The sequence below is a fragment of the Acidimicrobiales bacterium genome (genome assembly GCA_035630295.1).
GTDB lineage: Bacteria > Actinomycetota > Acidimicrobiia > Acidimicrobiales > Iamiaceae > Iamia.
Map to the genome: position 1 here is coordinate 21264 of DASQKY010000021.1, position 6473 is coordinate 27736.

Genomic DNA, 6473 nt, shown 5'->3' on the forward strand with positions numbered 1-6473 from the left:
GCTGCCCGGCCCACCCGGGCCCGAAACCGCCCGGCCGGGTGAACCAGCGGGGGCCGCGCTCAGGCCCCGGCCACCCGGTCCCGCAGGGTGCGCTTGAGGATCTTCCCCGCCGCGTTGCGGGGCAGCTGCTCGTCCACCACCAGCACCCGGGACGGGACCTTGAAGGCGGCCAGCCGGCCGGCCAGGTGGCGGCGCAGGTCGTCGGGGTCCAGGTGCTGGCCGGCCTTGGCCAGCACGGCCACCGCCACCTCCTCGCCCAGGCGCTCGTGGGGCACGCCGAACACGGCCGCCTCGTGCACCGCCGGGTGCTCGTAGACGGCCGCCTCCACCTCAGCGCACGACACGTTCTCGCCGGCCCGGAGGACCAGGTCCTTGGCCCGGTCCTCCACGTAGACGAAGCCCTCGGCGTCCAGGCGGCCGACGTCGCCGCTGCGGAGCCACCCGTCGACGATGGCCTCGGCGGTGGCGTCGGGTCGGTTCCAGTAGCCCCGGATGAGGTGGGGGCCCTTGAACCAGATCTCGCCCTGCTCCCCCACCGGCACGGGACGGCTCTCGGGGTCGCGCACCTCGATGTCCAGGATGGGCGTGCCCCGGCCGGTGCTGGTGGGGTGGGTGACGTAGTCCTGGCCCGAGTTCTGGGGGCCGTAGGCGTTGGTCTCGGTCATGCCGTAGCCGATGGAGGGCCGGCCCCGGCGGAACCCGGCCTCGACCCGGGCCACCAGGGTCGGCGGCGCCGGGGCCCCGCCGCCCCCCACGCTGACGAGGCTCGAGGTGTCGTGCTCGGCGAAGCGGGGCGACTCCAGCAGGTCCCACGACTGGGTGGGCACGCCCACGAAGTTGGTCACCCGCTCGCGCTCGATGAGTTCCAGGGCCCTCTCGGCCGACCACTTGCGCATCATCACCAGCGGCACGCCGGCCGCCGCGCACGACAGCAACACGGCCACGCAGCCGGTGACGTGGAACAGGGGCACGACCAGGATGAACACCGGCGGCTGGGCCGCCGCCACCGCGGCCTCGTCGGGCCGGCGCAGGCGCTGCACGGCGGCCCGGCAGGCGAAGCCCATGAGGGCCTGGGTGATGGCCCGGTGGGTGGACACCGCCCCCTTGGGCCGGCCGGTGGTGCCGGAGGTGTAGAGGATGGTGGCGTCGTCGCCGGGGTCGACCTCGACGCTGGGCAGCTCGGCGCCACCGATGACCACGTCCTGCCACCGGTCGGTGCCGGCCGGGGCGGGGCCGTCGGGGAGGCGCACGCCGATGGTGGCGATGGCCAGCCGGGCGCACGCCTCGCGGGTCGCCTCCACCCGCTCGGGGTCGGCCACCAGCACCGTGGCCCCGCTGTCCTCCAGGCCGAAGGCCAGCTCGTCGGGCGTCCACCACCCGTTGAGCGACACCGACACCGCGCCCACCGCGGTCACGGCCGCGAAGGTGACGACCCACTCGGGCAGGTTGCGCATGGCGATGGCCACGCGGTCGCCCCGGCGCACGCCGTACCGGCCGACCAGGGCGACGCCCAGGGCGGCCACCTCGTCGGCCACCTCGGCGAAGCTGCGCCGCTCGTCCTCGTAGACCAGGAACAGGTCGTCGCCCCGGGCCGGCCACGAGGCCACGATGTGGCGCAGGGTCGGCGGGGCGTGCCGGAACACGGTGACGTCGACGCCGGCGACCGTGGCCGGGACCGTCTCGAACCGCTGCCCGGGGGCGGTCACCGCCGCCACCGCCTCGTCCCACGACACGGTCACCGCCTGCCGCCCCTCCACCTGCCCTTGCTCTGCATCGGCTGCACCCTGCCACGCCGGGGACGGCCGTGGGCGGCATCGGCTGCCGGAGCGGTGCGGGACCCGACCGGAGGGCCAGGATGGGTCGATCAGCCCATCGACCGACGCCTGCCCCGGCCGACGAGAGGAGGGTGATGGTTGACCGACGACCGACAGAGGCCGACGCCGCGCCGGACGGGTGGGGACCGCCCGATCCCGCCGCCGTGCTGGAGCAGCTGCCCGACCCGGTCATCGTGACCAACGCCGAGGGGCGCCTCACGTGGGCCAACCAGCGAGCCATCGAGGCCTTCGGCGTGGACGTGGCCGGCGGGCGCAACCGGTCAGTGGCCGACTTCCTCCACCCCGACGACGTGGTCACCGCCCTGGCCTCGGTGGAGTCGGTGCAGCTCAAGGCGGTGGGCACGCCCATCGAGGTCCGCATCCGGGACCGCAGCGGCTCGTGGGTCAAGTACGAGGCCCGGGGCTGGTCCGGCCTGCACGACCCCCACGTGCGGGGCATCGTGGCCGTGCTCCGCAAGGTCGACGACCGGGGCCGCTGGGACGTGACCGGCGGCGACGCCGGGCGCCTGGCCGCGGTGCTGGAGTGGTCGCCGGGGCTGACCATGCTGCTGGATCGCGGGGGCCGGGTGCTGGCCGTGAACCGGGCCTTCAGCTCCATCCTGGGCCGGGACGTGGAGTCGACCCTGGGCCGGCCGCTGCCCGAGCTGGTCGTCGACGAGCAGGCCGCCGAGGTGGCCGACGTCCTGGCCGCCATCGCCACCGAGGGCGGCAGCCGCTCCTTCGAGGCCACGCTCCTGTCCGGCGGGACCCGCCTGCCCACCCCGTTCGGGTTCACCGCCGTCAACCTGCTGGAGGACGCGGACGTCCACGCCATCGTGGTCAGCGGCATCGACATCGCCTCCCTGGTGGAGAGCCGGGCCGAGCTGGCCCACCGGGCCACCCACGACCCCCTGACCGGGCTGCCCAACCGGGTGCTGGTGCTGGAGCGCCTGGACCTGGTGCTGCGGGCCAGCGTGGGCACCACCGCCTGCGTGGGCCTCGTGTTCTGCGACATCGACGGCTTCAAGGCCATCAACGATGCCCACGGCCACGGCGTGGGCGACGACGTGCTGGTCGAGGTGGCCCGGCGGATCCACTCGGTGCTGCGCCGGGACGACACCGCCGGCCGCCTGGGCGGTGACGAGATGGTGGTCATCGCCCTGCGCGACACCGTGGAGGAGGTGGAGGACGTCGTCCGCCAGGTCACCCAGGTGGTGGCCGACCCCATCGAGACCTCGGCCGGGCCGGTGCGCCTGACCCTCTCGGCGGGCTCGGCCACGGCCCGCCACGGCGCCCGGGCCGACGACCTGCTCCGCCGGGCCGACGCCGCCATGTACGCCCACAAGCGCGCCCGCCACGACACCTGACCCGGGCGGGGCCGTCTGGTCGGCCCGTTCCGGCCGGTCGCCCGTTCCGCCGATCGCCCGTTCACCGATCGGTCGACGCCGGGGAGCGGTGGCAGGCTCGGGCCCGTGAAGATCCGCATCGGTGTCGGGCTCGGCACCCACACGCCCACCAACGACGCCGCCCGGTTCCTGCCGTACGTGGAACGGGTGGAGGCGTTGGGGTTCGACTCGCTGTGGCTGTCGGAGCGGCTCACCGGCGACGCCCCCGACCCGCTCATCGCCCTGGCCGTGGCGGCCGGCCGCACCACCCGGGTCAAGCTGGGGACCGGGGTGCTGGTGGTGCCGGGGCGCAACCCGGTGGTCCTGGCCAAGGAGCTGGCCTCGCTGGACCGACTGTCCGGCGGGCGGCTGCTGCCGGCCGTGGGCCTGGGGGCGCCGTCGCCGGCCGAGCACCGGGCCTTCGGGGTCACCCGGGGCGAGCGGTCGGCCTGGTTCGACGAGGCGGTGCCGCTGCTGCGCCGGCTGTGGTCCGAGGATGACGTGCACCACGACGGGGCCCGGTTCCGGGTCGAGGGCGTGACCCTGCGGCCCCGGCCGGTGCAGGACCCGATCGAGATGTGGCTGGGGGGGACGGCCCCGTCGGAGCTGCGACGCTGCGGGCGCCTGGGCGACGGGTGGCTGCCCTCGTTCTGCACGGTCGAGGACGTGGCCGAGGGGTGGCCGGTGGTGACGGCGGAGGCCGCGGCCCACGGGCGGGCCATCGACCCCGAGCACCTGGGTGCGCTGGTGGCCTACTCCCACGTCGGCGTGCCGGACCGGGTGCGGGCCCTGCTGGCGGCCCGCCGTCCCGACCTCGATCCCGCCGAGGTGGTGCCGGTCGGGCTGGACGCCCTGCGGGCCCGGCTGGAGGGCTTCATCGCCGTGGGCGCCTCCAAGTTCGTGGTGCTGCCCCTGGAGGAGCCGTCGGACTGGGACGCCGAGCTGGCCGACGTGGCCGCCGCCCTCCTCCCCCTGGAGACCTGACCTCTCCGAACCTTGGACGCCTGGCGCCGCATGGGGCGACCATCGGTCCAGAGCTCGATGTGTGGCGCCCTCGTGTCAGCCCCGGGCCGGGTCGTCGGCGAAGCGGGGGGTCCGCTTCTCCCGCCAGGCGGCGACACCTTCGGCGAAGTCGGGGCCGGTGGTCATCTCGTCGAGGAGGTCGTCGCTGCGGGCCACTGCGGTGCCCACGTCGCCGTGGAGGTCGGCGTAGAGCTGGGCCTTGGCGATGCGGAGCGAGGTGGGGGCCACCTCGGTGGCCAGCGTGTGGGCGTAGGCCTGGGCCTCGGCCAGGACGTGGTCGGGCGGGAGGACCCGGTTGACCAGGCCCATGGCCCGGGCCTCCTCGGCCAACACGACCCGGGACGACAGGAGCAGGTCGGCGGCGTGGCCGATGCCGACCAGGCGGGGCAGCACCCAGGACAGGCCGTACTCGGCGGGCAGGCCCAGCCGGGGGGCCGAGGTGGTGAGCTTGGCCCCCTCGGCCGCGAAGCGGAGGTCGCAGTAGCAGGCCAGCACCAGGCCGACGCCGGCGGCGGGGCCGTTGACGGCGGCGATGACCGGGACGGTGAGGCCGTAGTGCCAGGCGAAGGCGTGGTCGTACTCGGGGCGAACGCCGTGGCCCGGGGTGGCCATGTCCTCGGGCGTGCCGGGGTCGTAGCCCCCGGCGGCCACGTGGCCGGCCAGGGCGGTGGCGTCGGCCCCGGCGCAGAAGGCCCGGCCGGCGCCGGTGACCACCACGGCCCGAACCGCAGGGTCCCCGTCGGCCCGGGCCAGGCACCACCGGTACTCGGCGTGCATGCGTCCGGTCCAGGCGTTGAGCCGGTGGGGCCGGTCGAGGGTCACGGTGGCCACCCCGCCGTGCACCTCGTAGCGGACGACCTTCAGGTCCGAGAGCTCCATGGCGGGCATCCTGCCACCGTCCGCCCGTCGGGCCGCCGCCGTGTCGCTCGCCGCCTCAGGTGGCGTCGTACCGGCCGCCGAAGAACACCTGGGCTTCGGTGATCTGCCCGTCCCGCACGGTCTGGACCTCGACGTTGCGGTGGCGCTCGCCGGTGGTCAGCACGTACTCGTACATGACCACCACGTCGCCGTCCCCGGCCGCCGTCACCAGCAGGAGGTCCTGGCTGCGCAGCCGGTCGGCGGTGGGGAAGCACCGGTCGAAGAAGGCGTCGCGGTCGATGTGGTCGTCGTTGGGGCTGGTGAACACGAAGTCGGGGGCGATCAGGGCCTCGGATGCCGCCCGGTCCTGCCGGAGGTAGGCGTCGAAGCCGGCCCTGACGATCTCGACGTCCTCGTTGCCTGCCATGCCCACATCTTCGCTGCCCGCCGCCCCCCGGCGCTGCGGTCCCAGGTCGCGACGGGCGGGACCGGGCGCCGTAGTCTCGGCCTCCGGAGGTCCGAGCCCTGCGCTCCCCGCCCTCCTGCCCTCGTAGCTCAGGGGATAGAGCGTCGGTTTCCTAAACCGTGCGTCGGAGGTTCGAGTCCTCCCGGGGGCGCCGCCAGAAAACCCTATCTGACCTGGCCTTTCTTGTCACTCAACGGCACATCGGGGCGATGCCGCACGCGCCGTTCTGGCCGCGCGTTCGGGGACACCCGGCGCAGATCCGAGCGCGCCCCGAGCCGTCGTTCCGTCGCGAGGCAGCGGCCAACGTGCCAGGACAGATCACGTCAAAGCCGTAACTCGCGTGGGCCGGTATCGCAGGGCGACTGACCCCGACCGGAACTCATGGCGATCCACGAGCTCGAGCTGGATGCGCTCGCGCAGACCGGCGAGCAACGTCGGCCCGTGTCCGGCAAGGACCGGCTGCACAAGGAACTCGTACTCGTCGATCAGTCCCAGGTCCGCCAACGCCAGGGGGAGCGTCACGCCACCCACGAACAGGCCCTCGCCAGGCTCCTGCTTGAGTCGCTGAACCGCTTGCCCCAAGTCGCCTCGCACCAGTTCGGCATTCCAATCGACCCCGCTCAGCGTGCTCGACACGACGTACTTCTTCGCCCGGTCGATGGTCTCGGCGAACGGGATCTCCCACTCACCCATCCAGGCAGGCCACGTGCCCGTGGCCGGCTGCCGCCACGCCGACTCCATCATCTCGTAGGTCACCCGGCCGAACAGCAGGGCATCGGCTCGTTCCATCTCAGCGGTCCAGTAGCGCATCGACTCCTCGTCCGGGGGGAGCCCTGCCTCGTGATGGCAGCAGCCGTCGAGCGTGACGTTGATCGAGTATCGAAGTGGTCTCATCTCGTTGCTCTCCCTTGATGCGCGCCGCGCGTT

The 6473-nt window shown here is 74.2% G+C and carries 6 protein-coding genes and 1 tRNA gene; 3 read left to right on the forward strand and 4 right to left on the reverse strand.

Translation table 11 applies throughout. The features are described 5' to 3' along the window. Nucleotides 1-59: 59 nt before the first annotated feature. Nucleotides 60-1757, reverse strand: a complete 1698-nt coding sequence (locus VEW93_05620) for a class I adenylate-forming enzyme family protein (GenBank protein ID HYI61265.1) — start codon at nt 1755-1757, stop codon at nt 60-62. Between the two features lie 221 nt (nt 1758-1978). Between VEW93_05620 and VEW93_05625 the strand changes: the two genes are divergently transcribed. Together VEW93_05625 and VEW93_05630 are read left to right on the forward strand one after the other, a co-directional pair. Beyond that, nucleotides 1979-3181 (forward strand): diguanylate cyclase, encoded by a 1203-nt coding sequence (locus tag VEW93_05625; protein ID HYI61266.1) that lies wholly within the window; start codon nt 1979-1981, stop codon nt 3179-3181. A 105-nt stretch (nt 3182-3286) separates the two neighbouring features. Then, nucleotides 3287-4183, forward strand: coding sequence for a TIGR03619 family F420-dependent LLM class oxidoreductase (locus VEW93_05630; GenBank protein HYI61267.1), 897 nt, complete (start codon nt 3287-3289; stop codon nt 4181-4183). Nucleotides 4184-4258: 75 nt separating this feature from the next. Here VEW93_05630 and VEW93_05635 read toward each other — a convergent pair whose 3' ends face one another. Both VEW93_05635 and VEW93_05640 read right to left on the reverse strand, forming a co-directional pair. After that, a complete protein-coding gene (locus VEW93_05635; GenBank protein ID HYI61268.1) occupies nt 4259-5101 on the reverse strand; it encodes an enoyl-CoA hydratase-related protein in 843 nt (280 codons plus the stop codon). 55 nt (nt 5102-5156) lie between these two features. Continuing rightward, nucleotides 5157-5507, reverse strand: coding sequence for a nuclear transport factor 2 family protein (locus VEW93_05640; protein HYI61269.1), 351 nt, complete (start codon nt 5505-5507; stop codon nt 5157-5159). 117 nt (nt 5508-5624) lie between these two features. Here VEW93_05640 and VEW93_05645 point away from each other — a divergent pair. Continuing rightward, nucleotides 5625-5697, forward strand: a tRNA-Arg gene (locus VEW93_05645). A 167-nt stretch (nt 5698-5864) separates the two neighbouring features. On the opposite strand, the gene VEW93_05650 is transcribed toward VEW93_05645, so the two are convergent. Further along, the coding region (locus tag VEW93_05650) for a dihydrofolate reductase family protein (GenBank protein ID HYI61270.1) at nt 5865-6473 on the reverse strand (609 nt) is incomplete at its 5' end.